This window comes from Nocardia jinanensis, assembly GCF_014645735.1.
Taxonomy (GTDB): Bacteria; Actinomycetota; Actinomycetes; order Mycobacteriales; family Mycobacteriaceae; genus Nocardia; species Nocardia jinanensis.
Genome location: NZ_BMMH01000006.1, coordinates 426,893 through 452,519, shown reverse-complemented (window position 1 = coordinate 452,519; position 25,627 = coordinate 426,893). Strand labels below are relative to the sequence as shown.

General features: G+C 66.6%; 2 protein-coding genes. One reads left to right on the top strand and one right to left on the bottom strand.

Going from position 1 to position 25,627, the window contains the following annotated elements:
- Positions 1-181, bottom strand: a 181-nt coding sequence (locus tag IEY68_RS36290; protein WP_229718843.1) for a hypothetical protein, incomplete at its 3' end; no start/stop codon positions are given.
- Positions 182-241: 60 nt separating this feature from the next.
- Here IEY68_RS36290 and IEY68_RS17420 point away from each other — a divergent pair.
- On the top strand, positions 242-25,627 hold the full coding sequence (locus IEY68_RS17420) for a LuxR C-terminal-related transcriptional regulator (RefSeq protein ID WP_229718842.1): 25,386 nt from the start codon (positions 242-244) through the stop codon (positions 25,625-25,627).

Sequence of the window (25,627 nt, the reverse complement as noted above, 5' to 3'; positions counted from 1 at the left end):
TGCTGTCGATATTCAGGCGGAGAACCGTACCGCGCGCAGTGGTGGTCACGGTAGCGCGCAGTATTTCACCGCGCCCGATGACGCGCTCTACGCCAATACGGTCGAAGCTCAGGTTTCGGTTATTCGTTATACGCAGCATCAAGAGGCGCTGGCCGAACACCGCGCCGCGCTTGCCGAACATGCTGTGGCGCCGAGTCGTGAGACCCAGGAAAAGCTTCGGCTGACCGCTAACAAGCTCGAGGTGGCCGAGAAGAATCTCGCCGCGGCTGTGGACGATATCCGCGGACTCGCGGAGAAGTTGCAGCCTGTCGGGGTTCGTCAGCCCGGTATCCACGACCCCGCTACCGCTCACCCGGCCAACGGGCCACCGGCCACCGATACCCCGGCCGCCCGGACCCACACTCCGGACCGACCCCAGCAGCCGCCACCGATCCGCACCGCCGACGACGGACCCGCGATCGACCCGGCCGAATCCATGCCCGCGGCCACAGCTGGGGAGCCGAACACCGTTCGACCGCGACAGCACGCACCGTCGACGGATCCGGTGATACGGATACCGTCGGTCGACACCTCCGGCGCGTCCGCGGCCGCCGCGATGGTGGCGGCCGAATCGCCCGGCGCCGCAGTCGGGCTACAGCATCAGGCCGCCCAAGTGTTCGCCGGACATCCCGCCGAACTACAGATGGCCCAGCAGGGTGATCCGGCCGCCGCCAGATCACTGGTGGAGACCCAGTGGCCCAGCACCCTCGAGCGGGTGAGCGCGACGCTGGGTTCGGACACCACCACCACCGGCACATCCCCGGCGCCGATGCGGCAACTGGCACACGCTGTGGCCTTCGCCGGATTCCGGGCCGCCGAACTGGACGGCTGGTCGGTGCCCGCCGATCAGGCCCTCGGAGACTGGCTGCGTACGAAGACAGATAACGCGCTGCTCGACGGGCTGGGTCAGCTGACCCCGGCCGAGCGCCGACTCGTGGCGGCCGCACTCCAGGTGCCGGCACGTGGACAGCAGCCGACCGAGGAGCAGGTCGGCATGCTGGAACGGCTCACGCAATCCGTGCACGCACAGTATCGAGATGCCGGTACGACCGTCTCCGGGGAGCCGGTCGCGCATGTGCCGCAGTCGACCACGGAGAGCGTCACCGGGCGCGCCGATGCTCCTGTGCCCGGCGATTCCGCCGAGCCGGTCGCGCCCGCCGACTCCGCCGAAGTGGTCGTATCCGCTGCCGTTCCGCGCGTCGGCACCGACCACCCACCCGCTGCGAGCCGATCCGACGATGCGCAGGTATCACCCGTCGCCGCCGTGGTCTCCGCTGATTCGACCGAACCACCGAAGATGGATCCGAATACCGCACGGGATCTACGGGCGTTGCAACGGGGAGTCGTGGCCGCCTACAAGAACCTCGAGGGCGTTACCGACACCGACCCCGTGGTCGCCGCGCTCGCCACGGCCCCGCTCGCCTTGTTCGGGCGGTTCGTCGATCAGCTGCACCCGAGCCAGCGGACGGCTGTCCAGCTCCGGTTCCGGCAGGGTCTGTCCGAAGCGCAAACCGCCTATCTGCACAATGCCCGCTCGACCACGGGGATGCGCTGGCATGCCACGACCGTGCGCACGATCGCTGCTGGTGGGCTACGCCGTCTGGCCGGATCCATCGCCGCGGAGCACGGTGTTCCGGCGGCTGGTGCGTCGCTCACCGACGTCGAACTCGTGGTCCTGGAGTCGATGGCGCAGGGTTTGTCCCGTGCGGTGATCGCCCAGCGTCTGAATATGCCGCAGCGCACCATGGCAGCCGTGGCCAGGCGGGCCGCGCACAAACTGAACGTCGCCAACCGGGCCGCGTCCGTCGCAGAGGCGACTCGTCGCGGAGATCTCGACATCACCGCCTTCCCGGCGGCGGAAGATTCCGCGGCGGTGCGCCTGTCCGAGCGAGAAACCGCGGTGCTGGCCCTCACTGCGAAAGGCCTGACACCCGAGGCCGTCGCGGCGGCCCTGTCCCTCCCGCCGGCCGAGGTGCACGCCCACCTCGGTGATATCGGCAGGACACTCGGCACCCACATACCCGCCGGTATGGTGGCGGTCGGAATCCGGGAAGGGGTTCTGGAGGTGAACGGCCCGGGGTGGTCGAAATGGGACCGGACCAGCAGCGACCCCACCCGAGGCGAATCGCGTTCGGGCCCGGTGGCCGTCGTCACGGCAGACGACCCAGGTGGCAGGCCGGTACCCGTCGATCCCGCCGGGCTCGGCGAGCCGACCGTCGACGATTCGACCCTGCTCAAGGCTCGGGCGGGGGACCAGTCGGCCGATCGGGCACTGCACCGACGATACGGTCGCGACAATGTCGTGCGCACGATGGCCATGCTGGGCTGGGACACGGCACGCGGCACACCGCCAACACAGATCGTACGGCTGGCCTATGCGATCCATTCCGGTGTCGTAGCTTCGGCCGGCAGAAACAACTGGCCCGTACCCGCGGTACAGGCCATCCCCGACTGGATGTTCGCGGAAGCCCAGAACACTTTCCTCGAATGCCTCGAGTACGTGGACAGCGGCGACCGCCGACTCGTCGCGGCCGCGATAAAAGGATTGCACCGCGGCGGCGATCTGACGGAAGACCAGATCTCCGCGATCCAGCGCTTCGTGGCGGTGGCGCAGCAACGGTCCCGCCGTGCCGATTCCGCCGCGCCGGCCGGCGCCGGAGCCACCTCTGCAGGCGCCGCAGCCCAGCCGGTCCCGACGGCGGTGAATCCCTATGCGGGAATGGATGGGGGATACGCCGAGCCCGGGGTCGCAACGCCGACCGGCCGCTTCGACCCCATGCTGGTCACCGCGATCAATCCCGCCGCCCCCATCGGTTCGCACACCGTGATCGGACGGGGTGGATCAGTCGATGGGACGAAGAGCCCGGCCCAGCCGGCCGCGGATGCGGGCGACCGGGAGCCGGCACCAGGAGAACCGGGACCACCCAGTGCGCGGCTCCCTGCGACAGCGCTTCGGCAGCTGCTCGAACCGTATATCGCACAGGGTCGCCGGGACGAAGCGATCGCTGGGCTCCGGCCTCAGTTCGGGGACAGGATATTTCGGTGGGTTCGGGGCAGTAACACTGAGGCCCGGTCCGGATCGGTCGAGCTGAACAGCCTGCAGGTCGAACTGCTCCGCCTGGCCGTGCGCGGCGTACCCATCTACGAGATCGCCGAGCGCTGGGGGACGACGCCGCGCCAGATATCGGGATACTTCCTGGTCATCGCCCAAGAATTCGACCTCGGCCTTCGCACATCGGTGTTGAACGCAGTACACCACTGGTTCGCCGATTCCCCGGTCTCGGAGCAGACTGTCCCTTTTCTTCCCGACGAGCGGCAGCGCGCCATGACCGCAGGCGAGAGGAAATTGTTCCGCGCACTGACGGCGGGTGACAAGGAACTGCTCAGTATGGCCACGGCCGGAATCACCGACAGTGAGATCGCGCAGCGCTGGGGGCTGTCTGTGAAGGATATCGCCGCGCGGTGGCTTCAGATCGCCGACAAGATCGATGTCGAGTATCGCAACGAACTTGTGGAGGTCGCCGTCAGGGAAGGGGTGATCGATCCTCCGCAGCCCGATGCGCCGATCGGTCGCCGGCGGGGTACAGAGCAAACGGAAATATCCGAAACTCATATCGAGCTCTTGCGTCTCATCGCGGCAGGGTGGACAGACAAGCAGATAGAGCAGCACCGGAAACAGCCCGCCAGGACGGTGGAAAGGCAGTTGCGGTTCGTTGCGAAAGTGCTCGGTACGGAAAGCAATCGTATCGTCATGGTCGCATTCGCTGTCCGTAACGGGATCATCGATCCGCCCGAACATATTCCCGAAGTCGAATCATTGACTTCGAGGGATTTCGCCTTACTCGAACTGGCGGCACAAGGCAAGAGCGACCGGGAGATCGGAGAGATCGTCGGTAGGACGGGCGGGGCCATCGGCGAGTATTTCAGGGATATCCGCAGTACGATCGATGCGAAGACGCGAGCTCAGATGGTCGCTATGACCATTGCTGTAGCCGATGCTCGACAGGGGTCGGCAGGACAGGATCAGGCGCGGGAACGGCTGCGCGAGTTTTTCCCGGAGGAGCGGCCCGCGCCCCGAGTGCTGCCGGATCCCGATGATCCTGCCTACAGCGGGATCCACGAATGGTTGACAGACCTGCGAGATTATTCCGGTATCACGCAGATACAGTTTGCCGAACTCGCCGGAACGGCAGCCTCGACAGTATCCCGAATGCTGCGGAGGATCAACCGGCCGTCGGTTGTTGTTCTGCGGAGGCTGCGCGACGGGCTGGGCATTCCCGACGAGGTCCTCCGAAGAGCGGTGGAACGCTTCTATGCACGCCCGAACGCAAAGGTAGCGGATCCGGCGATACAACGCTTGTTCTGGAATCTGTTCGCTGCCCGGCCGGGATCTCGCGAGGAAAGGGAGATACAGGAGCAGATTTTCACGGAGTATGCGTGGATTCCGGTTGTGATCGCCCCGGACTGGGCGGAATCCGAAGCGCACCGGCAGGACCTCGTACAGCTGGGCGCCGCGGAAATTTACACCGCCATCATGAACTTCGCTCCGGTGGACGATTTCACCGCACTCGCTTTCTCGGCGGCCCGCTACGCATGTATGGACGACTATTTCTTGCGCCGGTTCCCCGATATGGACGAAAGCACGAGAAAGCTGGTGACCAGGGTCGAATCCTACGTCCAGCGTACCGGTGAACCCGATACGATCCCCGATATCGAGCTAGCGCGAGCACTCGATCTCGAACTGGCTCAGGTCGCACGAGCACGTGCGATCCTCGAGCGACGCTCGGCCGCGAGCCGACCGCTTTCGAAGAAGTACATGGCGCTCCTACGGCATGCGCTGGTAGGTCTGCCGGACGTCGAACTCGCGGTCCATGTTGTGCGGCTGCGGCTCTACGAGGAGCTTCCGGTGTCCAGGGTCGCCCGGCGCTGTGCCATCTCGCCGGAGAGCGCCCAGGTCATCCTCGACGAGGCCCTCCCGAAAATTCGTGCGGCATTTCACGCGATGGCGACTGTTTCCGCGCCGATAACCACAGAGAGTGGCCTCGGTAGTAGCGAAGGGCATCTCCAAGGCTCCGAGGTATTGGACACCCCGGAGCCCCGCAGCGTCGGATTGTCCGAGTACGAAGCGCAAATCGTACGTATTGTCGCAGGTATCGCCGTGGCCGGCGGTGACCCGGCACGCTCTCTCGGTGCCGTGCTGGGACTGACTCCGGAACGAGCGAACCGGATACTTCTGCGGCTGAATGACAAACTGGCGGGCGCGACGGCTGTGCGCGCGGCGCCGACGGCACAGGCGCGTCGTTCCGCGCGAGATCTCGGGCTGTCACCCGCCCAGGTCGAGATCCTGGGTCTGCTGGCGGACGATCTGCCCGACCGGACCCCCGAGAGCGCGCCAGTCGTGCCGTCGAATACTTTGCAAGTCTTCCGAACTCACGTGGCGAATCAGGCCGGCGCGGGCTTGAGCGAACACGAGATCGAAGTTCTGAACCTGTTCATGCAGGGCCACTCGGCCAGAACAGCCGCCCCGATTCTGAATCTCCCACGCAACACGGTCGGCAGCTACTTCTCGCATGCGGAGCAGGAATTCCGTACCCAGGGTGTGATCCCGACCGTCCTGGCGGCTGTGCGCGCTGGTGTGTTGGTCAACGACACCGTACGCGGCGATACCGTCGAACTGTCGGCGATCGAAACCCGTGTCGTCCGGCTGGTGGCGCACGGCGAGACGAACGACACCATCGAAGCCGAGCTAAGGGTGGGGGATCGTCGCCGCCGGCGGCTCATGGCCGAGCTGTACGGCAAGTTCGGCGTCGACAGCAAACTGGGTCTGGCACTGGAAGCGCAACGACGAGGCCTACTCGACGGCACCGGGACAGGTCCTGCGCAGCAGTCGGATGCCCGTGGCTCCCGGCACGCCGGTCCCGAAGCTCCGGACACGGGTACCACGGATACGCCGCCGTCGACGTCCGCGCCGCAGGGTGAGATCGCGACGCCCGGCGTTACCCCGAAGTCGAAACCTCCGGGAGCCGGAGATTCCGGCGGAAGCCCGGGGCCGGTAACGGCATTCGTACAGTCCGGCGACACGGTCACAGACTCCGGCAGCGACCGGGCACCCGCGGATGCGATCGCGCAAACGACGCCGTGGAGCGACTCGTCGGCGCACGGCTCGTCCGCGCAGCAGAGTTCGGCACACCACCCCCGATTCGGGACCTATCCGTGGAAAGCCGAGTACACCAGCGGTTCTCGAGCACAGGGGTCGGCGAACCCTGCGAAGTCGCTACAGAATCCGGCGGGTCGCGATATCGACCATCGCAATGAGATCTGTGCCCGCCGCCTCGTCCGGGTGCTGCGCGTGCTCGGCAACGCCCCCGACCTCGACCTGGACGAGAACAATCCCGCCTGGCACGCCACCGACAACTGGCGAATCGTCGAGGACAAGATCGTGGCCGATCTCGTCGACATCGACTCGCTGCCCAGCACGCAGCGCCCCCGCCACCCGGATGATCCGGACGACCCGCTGGCTCAGGTCGCCGCTACTCTGCGTGCCGGTGGAAAAGACGGCGACACCGCCGTGGTCGTGGTCGACGACGGCCGGGAGTCCCACGGGTATCTCCTCACAATGATCGCCGGCACTCTGTATGTCCACGACACGGCTATCGATACGCCCACGCGGGGCAGTACCCCGAGAATCCGGCTCTACCACAAGGATCACTGGCAGCCCAGCTACGATCACGAACGACTCGTCAACGGTAGTGCGTTCGTCGCCTTCTTCCACGACAACGAGGGCACGCTCACAGCTCGCGATCGCCGAAACCCCGGCCACGAGCACGATTCACACCCCTCACGCACGATCACCGGCGCTCCGACCGATGACGGCCGGGAGGATCGGTCCGCCGCCGCGGGGACACCGTGGTCCGCCGCCCGGCAGCCGGGCGCCCCGGGGACAGCCGGGGCGGCCGGCGTCCCCGAACAGGCCGAGTTGTCCGAGCGCTTACGACCACCGGCCCATGCCGACGACGAGCGAGGGTGGCGGCTGCGGCGTGTGCAGGATGAGGTCGAGCTGGCGAGAGCCCTATATCACAGACCGGAGAGCAGGCAGGCCGCGGTCGTGATGTTGGATCATCTGCGTGCGGTTCTGACCGTCCTGCACCCGGACGCGGCACCTGAGCAGATCGACAACGCGTTCTACGCGCCCGCGAACACGACGGCGAGCGGCATGGTCTTGCGCTCCGTGCCGTTGGATGAGCTGCGGCGAGACGGAAACCTCCGTGAGCTGATGTCCGCGGTACTCAACGCGATGATCCGAAGCAGGGAACTTCCCCAGCCTTCGGGCACAACGCTGGACGAGGGTCTGGCCCGACTGCTGAACCAGCCGGGTTGGCAAAAGCAGGCTGACCGGTCGGGGCTGAACGTGCCCGCGCTGAGCCGGGTGCGTGAGTCGATCACCGGGGGCGACCCGCGCAAAGAAATCAGGGCACAGGACATCCGCGATGAACGCAACGCCGTATCCGACCCGAGGTTCGCCGCTGTCGCGGAGGAACTCACCCGGAGCTACGCGGACAGAAAGAATCGCGCGGGCCGTGATCAGATCCGTCGGAGTCTGACCGTTCAGGACTGGAACCTGCTCGGAATGCCGTTGTCATTAAGGGAACTGGAAGCGATTCCCGGTGGCCTCGCCGTGCTCCGGAAGAGCCGGCTCGATCACCGTCGGATACCACACGACGATCGGGGCCGGGTCGATGTGGAGACGCTGGAAACCGAACTCGCGGCCGAGGACAGCACATTCCGGTACGTCCTGCCGCTCTACCGATACGACAGGAGCGGCCGACACGCCGGCGTGATCGGCGTACTGGCCTACCACGAGGAAGGAGTAGTCGGCCCCGCCACTGCGTTACGACTGGACCCGGACCAGTACGCTGTTCCGCTTCCGTGGCGGCCGGGCGTTGCCAGATTGGATTTCCGGACGGACGGTGAGTGGTTCCGGCGCACTGCGGTCGAACGTGGATTCCCGGTCGTGGCAGGAATTTCGGGAACCGCGGCGAGACTGGCTCTTCGCTTCCGCCTGCCACTACGAGCGGGGATTTCGCAGACCGCCGCCGCCGGAGCGATTCTGGCCTTCCTGCTACCGCAGCATCATTCTCTCTACGAGGTAGTGCTGGGGATGCAGATGGCCGGTATGCAGGTGGTGGACGAATCGGCATTCCTTGCCCCGGACGGAGAGGTGGCCGGGCTGTATCGAGCGGTATTCGAACAGTTCGGGATCCCGGCGCCGGGAGGACAGCGCCCCACAGCCCCGGGGGAGAACAAGCCACACCCACCACGCACGATCACCGAATCCCCGGCCGATGACGTCGGAGACGGGACCATACCGAAACCGAACGCCCGAACGCCCGGCGCACCTGCCCCCGCACCGACACCGTGGAGCGGCGGCGAGGCGGCCCAGGCGGAAGAGCGGCCCCGGCCTCCCGGCGGCGGGCGGGAGCCGATATCCGGGCCGGAGACCGGTTTCACCGAGGTATCGGAGAGCGCTGGTCGGAGTTCGCGGCGTGGCGGCTCCGACCCGTGGGTCTGGCACGCCCACGATAATCGGCTCGGTCCGGGCGCGTGGGCGGATGGCGGCCGCTACCAGGGCGCGCCGTCCGGGTCGCGGGCGTCGTCGGAAGGTTCGCCGGTTTCCGCTGACCGGTTGCGTGATCATTTCGCGGGGCCGGTGGCGCAGCGGATCGGGGCGGTGCGGCGTCGGCAGTTCGTCCCCGAGCTGGTCCGTGAGGTGTTCCGCTGTGCGGAGATTCGCGCTGACGAGTGCCCCAGTGGGCAGGAGAGTATCCACCAGTGGCTGTTGTCGTTGGCCGATGAAGTGCTCTCGGTACCGGTCGAGTTCGTGCGGTTCCGCGGTGCGGTCGAGGGCGCGGCGTCGGGTGCGGCGCGCTCGACACTGGAGCGGGCGAGCTATCCGGAGTTCCGAGCGGCGGTCGCCGGGCTGAGGCGGGGCCGACGGCAGATGCTGATGGGGCGGTTCGGGGACAATGGTTCCGACCGGGCCGCGGCCGCCGCGGTCGGCGTCGGCGCAGACGTGGTCGTACGTGTGGTCCCGGAGATTCTGCGTGAGTTGGCCGGTGCGCTGAACCAGGAGCCACCACCGGACGAGACTCTCGACGATTCCGACGGTTTTCCGACGGAAGGCGAGCCGCTGGCGGAGCTGCTCGCCGGAGGCGGCGTGACCCTCGCCATGTCCACCGGCCGGCTCGCGCCCGCGATCGCGGTGTTGCGGTCGGCGCGCGATGACCATCTCGATGTGTTGCGCCGCCTTGTCGAAAAGTCCCGTCCGCGGAACCGTGACACCTTTGTTATGTGGTTTCTCGGCTACGGGATATCCGAAATCGCCGATAGTGACAACGTCACCCGAGAAGCGATACACGCTCGTTTGCTGGCTTTCCTTCCCGACCTGGCGGAGCGTGTATCTGCGGCGATCGAAGAAACGCGATCGGCGGCGATCTCACCGCCTACCTTGCGCGATATCGCGCGGGAGGCGGGCGGGACAGTGTCCGGGGTGTCCATGGTGCTTCGCGGAAAGCGGTCACCGGATACCGAATACGCCCGGCAGGTATTCGCTGTCGCTGCCCGCCTCGGGTATCGCCTGCCCAGCACACGCGGTGAGTCGGCCGAGTCCCGTCCACGTGGTCATTCTCGACGACCAGGGCAGGGCAACAACCGTGATCTCGCCTGGGCGGCCTGGCGTGCGGACGAACAACTCTGGGAACAGTGCGTAGCCGCAGGTTCGGATAAGAGACAGCAGCAGTGCCTGCGGCTGATAGTGCGCGACGGTCTGTCCATCCGCGATACCGCGCGAGTCATGCGTCGCAGCCAGCAGACGATTTCGCGGCTGTACACCGAGTCGGTCGACCAGCTGGCGCCCAGGATTCTCGACGAGTTCGGTGCTCGATTCCCGAACCTGGCCCAGGTCAGGATCCCTTCACGGGATGATGTGGCCCGTGCGGCCGGCGTCGACTCGAAGACGGTCTTCAATGTGCTCCAGGGCAGGAGATCAGCGGAGGCGGACGTCGCGCACAAGGTGTTGGCGGCTGTCGCCCGGCTCGGGTACCGGTCCCCCTACTACCGGGGGACCACGGGCGCGGAAGGGCTGGTGCGGTCGGCTCTGAACGGAGACCCGGCAGCCCTGGGGTTGCTGCGTGCGCGCTTCGAGCCCACTGTTCACGCGCGGCTGCTGGTCAGGGGGGTGCGCGAGAACGCAGCCGCCGAGGTCGTCGACGAAGTCTTCACCTATGCGGCGCAACAACTTTCCACTGTCCGTCCCGGACAGGATCTCGGAGAGTGGTTCGGATGGACCACCGAGACAGCGCTGAGTCTTCGCCGGATCCGTGCGCGAGCCATGAGAGCGTTGGCCGATGATCCGGCATCGGCGTCCACGCCGCAGTATCGGATCGCACCGACCGTCGATCTGGGGGCGATCGACCGGGTGCTGCATCACCAGCTCCCGGAACATCAGCGTCTCTGGCTGACCATGCGTTTCGGGCAGCCGAAGCCCAATTCACGCACCACGATCGCCGCGAAGTTCGCAAGTCTGGCCGACACCGGCGACGAGGCTGTGGCTGCCTTCGAGCATCGGGCGCTACGTACTTTCCTCGAAGCAACCACCCGCGAGGTCGCCGAGAGTACGCCTACGGCGGTATTCCCCGAGCAGAGCCGGAGGCTCTACGACCGGCGCTGGCATGTGCGCGCCGCCGCGCTCGCGGGCGTGGCCGGTGTACTGCGGGAACATCTGCGGTTCGCTGAATTCCAGCAGCGAAATCATTTCCATCATCTCTTCGTACTAGGGGAAGGCGAGCCTGCTAGCGGTCCGCTGGGCCGCGCACTGGCCACCGCCGGTCGATCAGAATGGCAGCGGGCTCTGCAGCACCTGTCGGCCGCGCAGTACGCAGTGGCTTCGAAATTGGCGCAATCGTCGGCGGACGAGCCGGTCACCACTCGAGATCGAGCCACTCTGCGGCAGCTCGCATTGACTCTGGCGGCCGAGCAGCGCAACCCGGCAGTCGCGGTGATGGAGGCTGTTCGCTATGACCGAATCCGACAGTGCATAGGTGAATTGCCCCCGGCCCTGAAAGAGATCGGTACGCAGTGGTTCCTGTACGGCAGGACCCTCGCCGAGATATCGGCCGATACGGGAAAGAGCCGGAAACGGCTCCGGCAGCTCTGCGGAGTGCTGGTCCGCCAGCTCATCGATGGGCTGGCCGGCATCGAATTGCTGACACACGCCGAGGCATCCGAGGTACTCACCCGTGCCTTGACCGAGGACAATGCGGCGCTGCTGCCCCATCGGCGCTCGTTCACGCCGCAGCAGTGGAAATGTCTCGGGATGGGGTACCTGCGTGAGGAGGCGGCATCGGACGCGGAAATCGCCGCTGCGCTGAGTATTTCGAGCAAAGCGGTGGACAGTCTGCGACGCCGCGCTGTCGTGCGCGCCGCCGAATTGCTCACCGTCGGCCCGGCCGCTGCGGAAATGCCCTCCGTGGCGGAGAAACTCCCCGCGACCGGTGGCGCTGATCTGGAACTGGTTCGTAACACCCCGGTCGATACGATACGGCTCGCTATCCGGACGTTCACGCCTCGCCATCGCGAGTTCATCCGTCTGCGATTCCTTGTCGAGAGACCGCTGTCCATTCCACAGATCGCGGTGGCGATGGGAATATCGGAGTCGGCCGCGGGAACATTGCAGGATCGGCTGGTCCCGAAGGTGGCATCGGCGCTGACGACCGGCGAGGTGTCCACCGTAGGGGGACGGGCCTTGGCATTGGTCAAGCTGGTGTCACTGGACAATCGACGCGGGTTCCGACGTGCGTTGCGGAAATTGCCGGCCGATGAGCGTCAATGCATCGAGTTGCGGATCGTGCAGGAGAAAACCCGCGACGAGATGGTGGCTGCGCTCGCGGGAACGGGCCGTACCGAGATGGGACTCGCCCAGCTGTACAAGCAGGCGGTGCGCCGCCTGGCCGAAGAGATCACGGGGTTCGTCCCGCCCACCCCCGCCGAAGCGACCGAGCGGATCGAGGCAGCCGAACGGCACGACCGGCCGGGTTTCGCGAAATTCGTTCGCGGGATGAGCGCGGACGCGGTCAGCGATGAAGAGCGGCGATATCTCGAACTGCGATTCCTCGACCGCGCGCCGCCGGAACACATCGCGACCGCACTGGGCAAGACCACGAACTCGGTCAACCAGATACGAAGGCGTGCGGTCGTGAAGCTGGCGGAATTGCTCGTCGCCGACCTGCTTCCCGGCGCGCTTGCCGACAAATACACCGTTCTCGGCACTGTCCGGCCGGTGACCGCAGCTGATGTCGCCCACCTGGCCGGAGTCAGTGTCAGCACGGTGTACCGGGTATACGGCGGCGGGGCCGACTCTCCCGAAGTCGTGTCCGCGATACATAGACTCGGTTTCCGGGCGCAGCGCGGCGGGAAGCGGCTCTGGCCGGTCGCCGACTCCACCGCGCAGCGCCGCAACACCGGGGCCGCGCCGGAGCGGCGCGGGGTTGTCGCGCCGCTCCCCGGACCGGTGGTCTCCTTCGCCGGGGCCGACCCGTTCGCGCCGAACCGCGCTGCTCCCAGCGGCTATCGGCGACGCCCTGCCGGTCCCGGGCCAGACGGGCTCTCCCCCTTCCTGGCCTTTCACCAGCACCCCGACGGCTCGGAATGGACCGGAAGCGAACGCGACCCCGGTGGTGCTTCTGGAAGCGACAGTGCGGATACGACGAACCGTGGGCCGGAAAGCGAACAGGTATCGGCCCGAGACAGTGCCCGGTCCACCGAGTACGCGGCGATCACTCCGGACGATCCGATCGCCGACTATCACGGGCGGGTCGAGGTCATCGAGCTCGTGGTGAATTCCGAGAAACAGTTCGGCGGACGCCACGGCCTGCACACCACGGAGAAGGCGTGGGGCGACTCGTTGAGTTTGGGCACGAACGATGAGCTGCTCGTGTCCGCGGAAGGCGTGCATATGGACCTGCACGCCGAGCTGCTCGCGAAGGGAAGCGAGACAGCGGCTGCCGCGGTGGGCTGGATGGCCGGCGGTGAGCTGACGAAGGTCGCCATCTTCTCCGAGGGCTTCCGGGGTTGGAACAGCCACCCGATGCCCGCTGCGCATATGAAGTCCGCGCTGATAAAACGTGGTATCGACCCGGCGGCGATCGAATTCGAGGACGGTAGCCAGGGCGAACTGTGGGCCGACACACCGGCCACCACGACTGGTCTCGACGTGGTCCGAGCGGGTCTTGACGCCGGAACAGTACTCACGGGACACGGAAACGACTTCTGGGTGCACGCGGCCGATGTCGAGCCGACGGGCGATGGGCTCATCGTGCGGATCACCGTGTGCGCGGTCGGCGACGAGCCCGCTCAGGTCACGGTCCATCTGCGGGAGAACGACGGTATCGCGACGGCACGCCTGGACACTTCCGGTATCGCCGGCGCCGGCGCCCGGACCTGGTCGATTGTGCACGCCCTACAAGAGAGGCTGACCGGACGCCTGAGTGTGACCGTCGAGGCGGACCATCGAACAGGTCGTGCCGATTCGGAGACGAAGACACCGGGGAACACGCCCGCAGGTGGACGGACACCGTGGAGCGACCAGGCCCGCACTACGCCGAACGAACGGATCACTGCCGCGGCACCCGTCGACCGGGAAAGGTCCGATCATGCTGTCCGACAAGTTGGTTCGGCCGGGAGAGCGCTGAACAAACCAGCATCGGGCACCGGCCGGGCAGCGACAACTCCCGCTGCGGGAACGCGATTCCAGCCGGACGTCGGCGTCCCGAGCCGGCCTCGAGCGGATATGCCGACGGAAGGCCGGGGTAGTTACCTCGGTCGGCTCGTGCGCGCGGCGCAACTCGCCGACCCGAGTTCCCACTGGAAAGAACAGGAACCCGGTGACGAGGCGAGGACCGGCGGAGCGACCTACCGAGCTCCGGTCGATTCGACCGGGGCCCGTGAGGCATCGCACGCCGCGAATCAGTGCGGGCGATTGGTGCTGGAGATGATGCCCTGGGTGGACCCCGCATCGATACCCGGGCCCGGGGAGATCGGCCTCGCCGGTATGCCCGCGAGTGAGGTCGTGCGCATCGCCGGTGGGCGGATCGGGCTGGTTCGCAGGTTCGAGGTGGATCCGCGGCAACCGCACCGGCATATCGCCGAAGCGTTCCATCGCGTACCCGAAGCGCAGCGTGCGGGTATGTCGCTGGTGGTGATCGAGAACTCGGCCGAACACGACGCGCACGACGTCGCAGTGGCCGACGAGCACCGCGTCGGCGGACATGTGCTGCGATGGGTGTATCAGGACGGCGAGATCCGGATCGAGGATCGCGGCAGGGGAGTGCTGGGGCCGTATCGGGACACGACGGATGCGGCGGGCCCGGCGGGTTTGTGGGCCGCTGCCTTCGACAGCGCCGGCAACCCGATCGAGCTGCCGGGGGGAGTGCCGGCCCAGCTCGGCGAGCTGGATTTCGCAGTCGGCCTGTCCCAGGACACCTTGCACGACCTACAGCTGGGATTGCTGGCCGAGGCCGGGCCCGGATGGCGGGCGCAGCTGTCGCGGTCGGCGAAGATCCGGCGGGCACCGCACCTCGCAGCGAATGAGGTCGGTAGGTTTCGTCCCGAGTTTCTGACGAGCCTGATTCAGTCGCGGGGGCTGGATCTGCGGAACCAGGCGATCACCATGATCCACGAGAACCAACACGCCCTGGATTTCGAGGACCATCCCCGGCCGGACCCCGCCACGATGGCGCGCGGCGAATACGTGCGGGCGATCCTGCATCGTGAAGCCCGCGCGTTCGTTCGGGAGATGCTCTTCGCTCGGGCGCTGGCGGACCAGGGCTACGATATGGCGGATGTGCCGGGATTGGCCACATTCATCGCCAACTACGATGCGGCGGTGGCAGCGGCCCGCACGGCAAACCCGGCCGGGGCCCCGGACGAGTGGAATGCCTCCGGCTTTCGGGTTGCGGTCGAGGTATTGGCGAAGCATCTCGCAAAGCCGCGTGAAGACGGCGAACCCGGTCATTATGTGCGGAAAGCTCGGAGCGAGTGGCTTGCCGCCGGACACGACGACCTGTCGGTCCGGCACACCCCGACCACGCCGGAGCGAGCAACGGAAATCCGGCGCGCGGCATTGGCCAGAACCGCCGCCGACCGTGACCTCGCCCTGCTGGATCGGGCGGTCACCAGGGAATTCACGCGGCAACGAGCCACTGTGCCCGTGCCGAACTCGCCTGCCGATGCCCGGCGCCGCGAACACGCGGGACTGCTGCTGCGTGATCTGATCGCCTGGCGCGCCGCGGCGGCGCGAGACGCTGCCGCGTGTCGCGCCGCCGCCGAATCCGCGGTCACTCGAGATGTGCTGGCCCGCGCCGTAGCTACTCGGGGTGGTCGAGTGCTGACCGACCACGTGGCGGTGATCGGGGGCGAACGGCCCCATCTCTACATCGTCGCCGAGGAGAGCGGGCATACCGAGTTCCGGGACGCGGCGATCGCAGCTCATCCCGACCAGCCGGGTCTGGCCGCGCTGGACTGTGTATACGTGTCCGCCGCCAGTGACTGGAACGGTGTGGTCCGGGCGGTACGGGCCGAGGCACTGCCACCGCGAAAGGAATCCCGGCAGCCGGAGATCCCGTGGCTGGATCTCGCCGAGCAGGCCGCGCGGCGGCGAATCGCCCGGGTTCGGAAAATCTTGCGGGACACCGAGATCGGGAGATGGGCCGACGAGGCGCTGCGGGAGAACGGTATCCATCTGCTGCTGGAAGCGCACGCCGATAACCGCTTCTATCCGGCCAGGAAAGCTCTCGTACTCGATGTCGGTCTCTCCGATGCCGAACTGGCAGCAGAAATGGTGGCGGGTGCCCACCACGCTCGGCAGGCGTACGAGCGCGCGCGTGCGGGGTCGAGCGAGGCCGAAGAGTCGATGAATCCGCGGCGTGCGGACTATATCGATGGACGGCTCGAGGAGGAGGCCGGGGCGCAGGCGCGGCGCTGCGAGGCGATGCGGCAGCTGCGGGAAGCCGGGTACGACACAGAACCACCCGATGAGCTGGAGCTTGCGTATACCGCCGCGTATCTGAAGGCTGTCGCGTCGTCCGCGCCCGGCAGCGGGCCGACCGCTGTGGCTATCGCCCGGAAGGCCGGCCTCGACGCCGTTCACCCGCTGTTGCGAAGTGTCGGACCGCGGTTGGCGGAGGGGAGCTACGCCGACTTCTACGGTTGGGCCTGGGACGAGGCGCAAGGCCGGGATCGCGCTGCCGGCTCCCGGACCGACGACCATGGCATACCGGCGGCCGAGCTCGATATACCCGCGCGGCTGGCCGCGCTGGCCCGGGAACGCGACGAAGCAGTGCTGCGCCGGGAGCGGGTGCGCGCGGAAATCGCGGCGTCGACGGAGGCGGATCCGGCCGGCCTGGGACCTTTGTCGGCCGAGCTGGAATCGCTACGGCGCGCCACCGATACGCCGAGCCGGGCGCTGGTCGGGTCGATCGACCTGTACAACCGGTGGGGCCTCCAGATCGAACTACTGGATTCCGCGATCGCGGCCTACGAGGAAACCAGCCGGGGGAGAGCCGCCGCCGATCGGCTCGCCGCGGAACGCTCGATCGGCCGCGGGCGGGTGGGCCCGGGCTCCTCGCCGATGGAGGCCGTACGTCGAGAGTGGGACGAGGTGCGCGGGGAACTCGCGGCCTTCCTGAACCTGGAACCGCAGCAGGTGACCGCCGACCACATGGACAACCTGCTGGGCCAGGCGGAGCGTCAGCAGCAGCGGTACCCACTGTCCCTGGATGATCCACGCAGGCTGCGATTCGCCGACCGTATAGCCTCGATGTGCCGGCGGTTCCTCGCTGCCGACCTGGTCGTTCGAGCCGTCGAGATCACGGCCGAGCGGGAATCGCAGGCGCGTTGGCTCGACGAGCGCGCGCACCCGGTGGCGCCCGCGATCGGTGTCCCCCGGATCCGGGAAATCCTCGACGCAGTACCGGATCTCGACGCCGACGGCCGTACCGCGGTCGCCGCCGTCCTGGAACGGGCATTGGAGCGCAAGGGCGCCCAGCTGTGGCCACTGGAGACGCTCGGTGTGGGTCACCGGATCCAGGTCCGTGACGCCGGCGGCCGACGGCTGCTCGATATCCGGATGACGGACGGTGTCGCCAGTGTCCGGTTGCACCTGCACCGTAACCGGCCCGACCGGGTCTTGTTCGCGCAGCAGCTGTTTCCCGAGCTGATGACCGGATGGGACGATACGCAGTCCACTAACGTCTTCGACACGGTAGTCGAGCGTTTCGCGGGTGTGAACCAGCCGCGTACCGGGCGATTGATCGGGGCCGACGGTACGTTCACCGCGGAGCTCTCCGGGGTGCGCGGCTCCCGCGCACTCGATATCACCGTCGCGAGCAGCCACGCCGGCTTCGCGCTGTACTTCGACGAGGCACCCGCCGCTGCTTCCCACACATCGAAAGGCTTCGGTGGCACCGTTGCCGGAGACCGTGGCGAACCGGACGGCATCGCCGCCTATGTTCGCCCGGCCGATTCGCCCGGTGGCCGGGAAGCACAGCCGCAGACCGGCGAACTCGCTGCGCAGCAACGGCAGTCGTCCGATCCGGCGGCCGGTAGTGCGCAGTTTCCGGCGAGTGATGAGGCCACCGCGGTGTGGGCGGGTGTCGACGGGCATACCGAGGAAGGCGGCCCGTTCAACTGTGGTCCATTGACGCAATGGTTCGCCCGTGACGCTGTCGGCGGTGGCGCCGCGGCGGCCATGCGACCGGCGGCGGTGGACGATCCGGTGATCGCGATGGCGGGTATGGACAAGTTCACGCTCGTCGCAGGTCTACGAACCGGTTGGGCCGAGCAGCCGATCGGTGCCGGGATCACCGGCCTCGCCGCCATGGTCGAACAGGTACGCCGGGCCGGCGGTGTCATGGTCGGCGGCGTGGACCCGGTAGGCGAGGGGCTCGGGCACTGTTTCGTCGTCGCCACGGTGACCGAGGAGTTCGCCGCGGTACTGAACGCACTGCCGACAGCGCTGCGTGGCGCGGCCGAGGTCGAGAGCGGCGAGGTGGTCGTATTCGACAATGCCGCAGGCGGACTGCTGCGAGGCCGGGCGATCTACGACTGGGTGACCTCCGGCTGGGTCGGTTCCGCGGAAATCCATGTGGCAGGTTTCGACGCCGATGGTGTGGCGCAGGAAGAATTCGATGCGGAGGTGCAGGCGCGGCGTGGACCGTCCCGCCGGCTCGGCGCGCTGGAACGGGCTGCCCGCACTCTGCCGTGGGGGCAGCGCACCGGTACCCGAGAGGAGCTCGACCAGGCCGTTGCGCAACTGTCGTCGCTGCTCGGGATCGAGCCGGAGATCGTGGACCGGGAGCACCTGGAACACGCTCTGCGATCGGTTCGGCAGGAGTTCGACCGTCTCGACGACGACGGATGGAAACGCGTGGCAGCCGGCCGGGCACCGAGGCTGTTACCTGGTGTGCTCGGCCGATTCTTGACGGATCTGCAGGTCACGAAGACCACCGTTTCCGACGAGTTGCGCCGGCAGTTCAAAACGCGCCTGCTGAACCAGAACTTCGAAGATCAGCTGGCCGGTGTGCTCGGTTGGCCGAGCGGCCTCCCGGCATCCTGGCCCGCACCGGAAGGGCAGACAGGCCTCCTGCGGCTGGCGCGTCAGTCGGCCGATCCGGCTCTCGGTGGGCTGGTCGAGGCGATCGTTTCCTATCGGGATCTCGCCGATGGACTCTCGGTCTCCACCGCGGACCAGCTGCGCCGGCGGCACGGTACCACTGTGGACGGCCACGGCACGCTGACAGATTCGGCCGGCCGGGTAATGGTGGAAACAATCCACGACCTGCTCGAGCGATTCCCGATTCCGGTGGCCGGACTCGTCGTCGCGCGTAAGAGCGACGAGAATTCGCCGGACCCGGATTCCGTACTGTCGGTCGCGAATGCGAATACCTTCGGCTCGGCGATCGAATCGACGCAGCTGAAAGTGGCAATACCGGCCCGGCGAACTGTGTCCGATGACGAGGCTCGCCAGGCCGCCGTCATCGGATTCGGGAAGGCACTGGTCATCGCCGGTCGCTGGCGCGCCGAGCTGCACGCGCTACGCGCATTGCGAGATCACTACCGCAGCGGGCACGGTGATCCGGACAGTGCGGAGTTCACCGCCTGGCTGCGTCGGCAATTCCCCGAGCCCTGCTTCTACGGCGGTGACACCTTCCTCCCGGGACCCGCCCTCGCCCGCTCGTTCGCCAGTGTGTACAGCGAAATGGCCGAACTCGATACCGAACCCGGCGATCAGGTGACCGAGGGAAAGAGGGTTCTCTACGAGCTCCTGGTGGAACTGGCCCAGGAAGTGAACTTCGACAGCGGCTATGCCTACCGCGCCCCGGCGAACGATCAGGAGCGGGCCGTCCATCGAGCCAAGCTCGAGGCGCTGCGGCAACTCGAGGCGCGAATCGGCCATCCTCTCCGTTTCGAGGGCCTCGAAATGGTCGAGGTCGATCTCGAGACGGTGCTGGAACTGGTCGACGAGATCGTGCACCACTTCGACGAAGCCGGCGGGACCGACCTCGTCGAATTGCGTGTGTCACCGTACGGGGATCCGGCGTACGCATTCGTATCCGCCGCACCCGACGGCGTGGTACTCACCTTGAACGAGAAGTGGGCGATCAACAGGGATTACCTCGAAACGTCGTATCGAATCTCGGTCGCCGACGGCTTCCACCCCCGGTTGCGCGGCTCCGCCTGGCGAGCGATCTTCGCTCATGAACTGGCCCATGTGGCCCAGCGGTACTCGGCGAGAGCGCTCACACCGGACACCACCTCGCCGGTGGGCACCGAGGACCTGGAGCGGCACCAGGCGCAGGAATGGCGAGCGATCACCCCGGCGCTGGCCGGACTCTTCACCGGAACCGGCCTTCCCGACGACGACCTGGGCCCGATGCTGGACGGGCTTCGGGCAGTGCTCGCCGGGTACAGCTTCAAGGCCGACGGTTCGCTCGATTTCGGTCAGGCGTTCGCCGAAGCTCGCTCGGCGGTGCGGCACGGCCTGCACCCCGAACAAGCCGAGCGGATAATTTACGCGCAACAGGTGAAATCGGCACGCGCGGAAACAGAGCGCAGACGTCGGCAGTACGAGGATCGGCAGGCGGCGAGCAGTCCGGACGAGGCCGCGGCGGTATCCGAAAACCCCGCGGTACCCAGCGCGGATCATCCGGCGGATCACGAAGCGATCACCGGGGCATCGGAGAGTGACTCCGGAGCGAAGCCCGACCCGGGCAGCGGAAAGCTCCTCGGGCCGGCGTCCGATCCGCCGGCGGAGGCGGTCTCGGGTCGGGCTGAGCAGGCGAAGGAGGTGTCGCTATCGGACGTCCAGCAGGGCGGGCCGGTACCGGACGCCGACACCAGTGTTGAGGCCGAGACCGGAGGGGCCGAGATCATCGGAGGTCTCGACGGTCTGGTCCGGCAGCTGCGGCGGTCGGTCTGCCAGGAGTATCCGAATCTAGCGGGACTCACGGACGCCGCTGCGGCTGTCGATGTGCTGGATCGACTGCCGGACAACAGTTTCGTCGTCCATTTCCGGCGACTCCTTCCGATCCAGCAGGCAGTCCTTCTGCTCCGGTACCGAAAAGGGTTGTCGGAGCGCGGAACAGCAGAGGTGCTCGACAGGGAAGAGGAAACACCGGTTCCGCTCGGAGCGGCGGCGATACGCATCGTTACGGCCGGCGCGATCCGGCGGCTGGTTCGATCGGTCGCGTCCGAGCGAGGAGCACTCGAAGCCAACGAGAGGCTGAGCGAAAAGGAAACCGAGATTCTCGCACTCACAGCGCACGGAAAGAGTCCCGGGGAGATCGCCGAGGCAGTCGGCTCGACTCGACAGACAACGGCATGGATGTTTTCGAGTGTGCTGGCGAAGCTGCGAGTCAAGAACAAGACCGCTGCGGTGACCGAGGCCGTGCGCAGGGGGATTCTCGATGTGCGCGGCTTGCCCGCGGCGGAGAACAGACCGGAGATCGCACTCACCCCGGCCGATATCCGGATCCTGACCCTTGTCGCCACCGGGTCGAGCAATCCAGAAATCGCCGAGACGCTCACTCGGTTCACCGGCGAACCTGTGACCGCCAACCAGGTCACCGCGATGTTGAGTCGGATAGCGAGGCGCCTCGGATCGGCGGACCGCACGGTCATGGTGGCGATCGGTCTGCGCCGGGGGCTCATCGATGTCGACGGCGCCGACTGGGAGCGATGGGGTGGAGTCCCGCGTACGGAACGCCGCCTCCTGGAACGGGAAGCGGAAGTGCTCGAACTCTTCGAGGCCGGTCGTCCGGTCAAGGAGATCGCTGAAGTGACCCAGTTGACCGAGAGCACTGTCGAAAACTATCTCAGGAACATCAGGATAAAGCTCGGTGGCCACGGTAGGCACAAATCGGTACTCGAATTCGGTCATGAGCGAGAACTGCGTGAATTCGATGAGTCGGCACCCCGTGTCGAGCTCACCGCCCGCGAAATCGATATACTTCGCCTGCTCTTCCGGGGACTCATACAGAAGGATATCGCCGCCGAACTGGGGGCGACCAAATCCTCGATCTCGACTTCGTTGTCCAGGATCCGGCACAAGATGGGGATCGACCGGAGGGCGGACCTGAAGGCGGTGGCCCGTCCCTACGGTGAGGCACTGGGAATCGATACTTCGGACGAACAGAATGCAACGCGTTCCACGTCCCGCGATTCCGAGGACACTTCTCCTGAGTCGTCCGCCATCCGGGAAGCCGGGGAGCCGGCGGCCGCTTCGTCCACACAAGAGTTACCGATATCCGATTCGGCGATGGACTCGCACCCACCGAACTCGACTGTGGAGAGTGCCTTCTTACAGTGGTATGAGCGACGTGTGCGGAACACGTCCCCCCGTCCGCGCCAGGGCCTGTCGGACTACATGGCTCTGCATCACCTGTTGCCCTCCCAGGTCGCCCGATGGCTCACGGCCGCCGGGCTGGAAATCGTGCCACCGGAGGCGCTGCCGAGCGGTCCCTTCCCCTGCCCCCGTGACCGTTACGCCACCCACTGGCTCGGCGAGGTGCGCCGGTATCTCGGCGTGACTCCGGAACAGATGGATATTTTGGTCGATGCCACTGGTCTGTGGGAGGCGGCGGAACGGGGCGCCGTGCATCTCGGGATCGCTCAGGTGCGCGCACTACTGCGCCGGGTCCCCGGTGCGCGGGAGGTTTATCCGGAGGTAGCACGACTGTATCCGGAGCTACTGACGGCAGACGGATCGCCTGCCTTTCCGGAAGGCTACGACCACATCGGTCGGTATTTCGCCTTTGTGCGGCGGCACCACGACAGCGAACTGCAGCAGTTCTACGCTCCTGTTCGGAGATACCTGTCACCCGAGAGGCTGAATTCGGCCGCGATCGCCGCCGCTATCGGTGTTTCGGAGGAGTACTGCCGGAGGATCGAGCGGGGTGAGCAGATTCCGTCGAGCGGTAAGTGTCTATCCCTGCTGCGGTTCGTTCCGCCACCGTTCGGGGTCACCGGCGACGAAATATCCGAACTTGTTCCCAAGCTGGCAAGGCAATCACTCATCTATCCGCCGGCGCCTGTGGCGATCTCGTTCGGCGAATACCTTCTCCACTTCCGGAAAGTCAATAATTTGACGCAGGAGGCCGCCGCCCCGATCTTCGGACTGACGGTGTGGACAATACAGCGACACGAGCAGCATGCGATGCACCGCCACGGAGGTGAGCTCGCCCTGCTGAAGCTCTACGACGCTGTTCTCCATCGGGCCTCGCCCTGGAACGATCTGGCGCGATCATGGGGTTTCGGGTATCGAATCGATCCGGCTGGGGAGACAACTCCCGATCCCGCCGACTATCGCACGGTCAACCAGTGGATACGGGCCCTGCGTCTGTATCGCAGGCTGACGATACCGGAATTCGATGAGGCCATGGGGGCGAGAGGATCCGGAGACTATCTCCAGTCCGGGGGAAAGCGGCCTCGGCTGGTGCAGCTGCGGTCCGTCCGGGACGCGCTGGGATTGGACGACGGTGCGATGGATCGCGCACTCGGGCGTTTCTATCGGAAATCCGGTTTTCCGAAGGGTTCCGCGACGGACGAACGGCTGATTCGGGATCTGTTCGCCACGCGGGTGGGCTCGCCCGAGGAGGCGGCTGCGCGCGAACGAATCGTCGAAGAATACTTGTGGATAGCGGAACAGGCGGCGGAACGCTGGGGCGGGGACAGATACGAGCGTTATCTGGAGCACGGACGTGCGCTGCTTTTCGCCGCGACCCGCAATATTGTTCCCGGGAGCCGTTTTTCTGCCCTCGCATGGTCGCATATGCACGCCGGCCTGACCCGTCTCGACGAGACTCTGTTGTCCCTGGACGCGCCGATCGGCGACGGCGGAGCCGATTTCTACGATATCGTCGCCGAACCGAACTCCATCGGCGTTGCCGCGGACAGACCTCACTTCGACCACGACAGATTCACCACGAGGGTCGAGGAAGCACTGTCGGATATGCCGGAGTGGGAACTGGCAATGGAAGTGGTCATGCTCCACCTGGTGGAAGGACTGCCGGAAGAGCAGGTGGCCGAACTCATCGGCACCACACCGGAACGAGTAATCGAATTGGCCGACGAGGCCGCGCGCCGACTGCGCGTGGTATTCGGCTCGTCGGACAGGCCGACGGCTTCCGAATCCGATGCGGACGCGCCTGACGGAGCGGGTCATCGGGACAGCCGTGGCGGAACTGCCCCGGACAGCGGCTCGGGTCCGCGAGAGGAAGGTCTGGGCCGGTACCGGGCGCCCGACCGGTCGGTGGACCTCGGGCGGGCGGGCGGTGACATCAGGCCGGTATCCGGATTCGTTGCCTCTCCGCCCGACCGGGCCACACAGCCGGTCGGTGCCGCGGAGGTCGATTTCGGTGGTGCCGCCGATGCGCTGGACGGACACAATTTGCGGCTGGATTGCGTGCCGAGGGCGGCGGAGGATTTCTGGGCGGCCTCGGGGCAGGAGCCGCCGGCCGGGTCGGCCGAGGCACGTCCGGACTGGGTGCTGTTGAAGAATGTGGCCGAAGTGGTCGGGGCGGGGTGGGATCCCGAGATCAGATCGGTGCAGCAGGCGATGGATCGGGTGGCGCGTACCGGGAAGCCGATGATTGTCGTGGTGGTGTACGAGGGGCAGCCGGGGGAAGCCCCACGGTGGGGGCATGCGGTGAATATGAAACGGTTGGACGACGGCTCGGTGGTGGTGCACGAGTCGGGTGTGGACAAATCGGAGTGGTCGCCGTCGGCGCCGGTGGCCGCGGTGCTGGGAATGCGGGTCGCGGACGGTCCGCAGGATCGGGTGGTCCAGGACCTCCCGGCGCATGCCCGGGCGTTCACCGATGTCCGGATCGGGTTGGCGCCGGGGCTGGCGGCGCTCGGACCGGAGAATTTCGCGAAAGTGGATGCCGCCAGGAGAGAGCTGGCCGCACTCCCCGGCTACTGGTATATGCACGATTTGCCGATGCCCGAGCCCGGGGACACCTTCGGCGTCGACTGGTTCAGCAATCGAGGGGCATGGTTCAACGCTCTGTTCCGGGGGGAATTCGATGAGTTGAGCGATATCGAACTCACGGAGAAGGATTTCCTCGAGCTCGGCCGGATCATCGAGCGCTTCCCCGTCTACGCGACGCTCGCCCTGATCGTAGCGGCCGGCTTGTCGATCGATCAGCTGGTTCATATTCGCAAAATGGGCTGGGGCAAGCTGTTCGTCAAACAAACGAAGATCACCCGCGAGGGTGAGACGACTACCGTCTGGAAAGTCCGGACCATGCGGAAGGGCACACGGCTCGAGCCCAGCAGCCGGCAGAGCGCGGACAAGACCACCCCGCTGTCGCAGTTCGCGCGCGACACCTCGCTCGACGAACTCCCACAGTTGCTGGCGATCGCCTTCGGCACGATGCAGTATTTCTCCGGCCGGCCGCTGTTGCAGGGGGATCTCGAGAGGATGGAAGAGATACTCGAGCCCGATGAATACGCGTTCTGGGCCGAGCATCTGAAGGACGACCTCTGGTCTGCGCTGCATTTCCCGGGCTGCCGAGCGCATGCTCCGGAGAGCAGAACTTATCTGCGGGCGCGGTATCTCGCTGCCTATGTCTGGTCGAACATCGGCAGCCGAGCCGCCGAAGAATACATGATGAGGGTCGTCGACCGCTACTTGGCGAGCGCTGTCGTGCGGGAGGCGCCGAACCTGCTGATCGGCACCGTCGAGGACATCCTCCGGGACATGGCCGTTCTACTGCCCGGCGAATCGGGGCGACGGCTGCTGGATATGGCGGGTGGTCTTGTCGAAAATAGCACGCAGACGATGCGCGGAACCGCAAACCGCCTCGCGGGCCATATATATCCGGCGCCGGACAATGGTGATGCCATGAGTTTCGAGCGAAAGAAAATGCTGGCGGCAGTGGCGTTCTTCGAGACAGAAGTCCCTGAACCGGGGGCCCTGCAGGAGAGCCCGCGCGATGATACCGACGACGATGTACAGCCGAAACCGGTCTCGTAG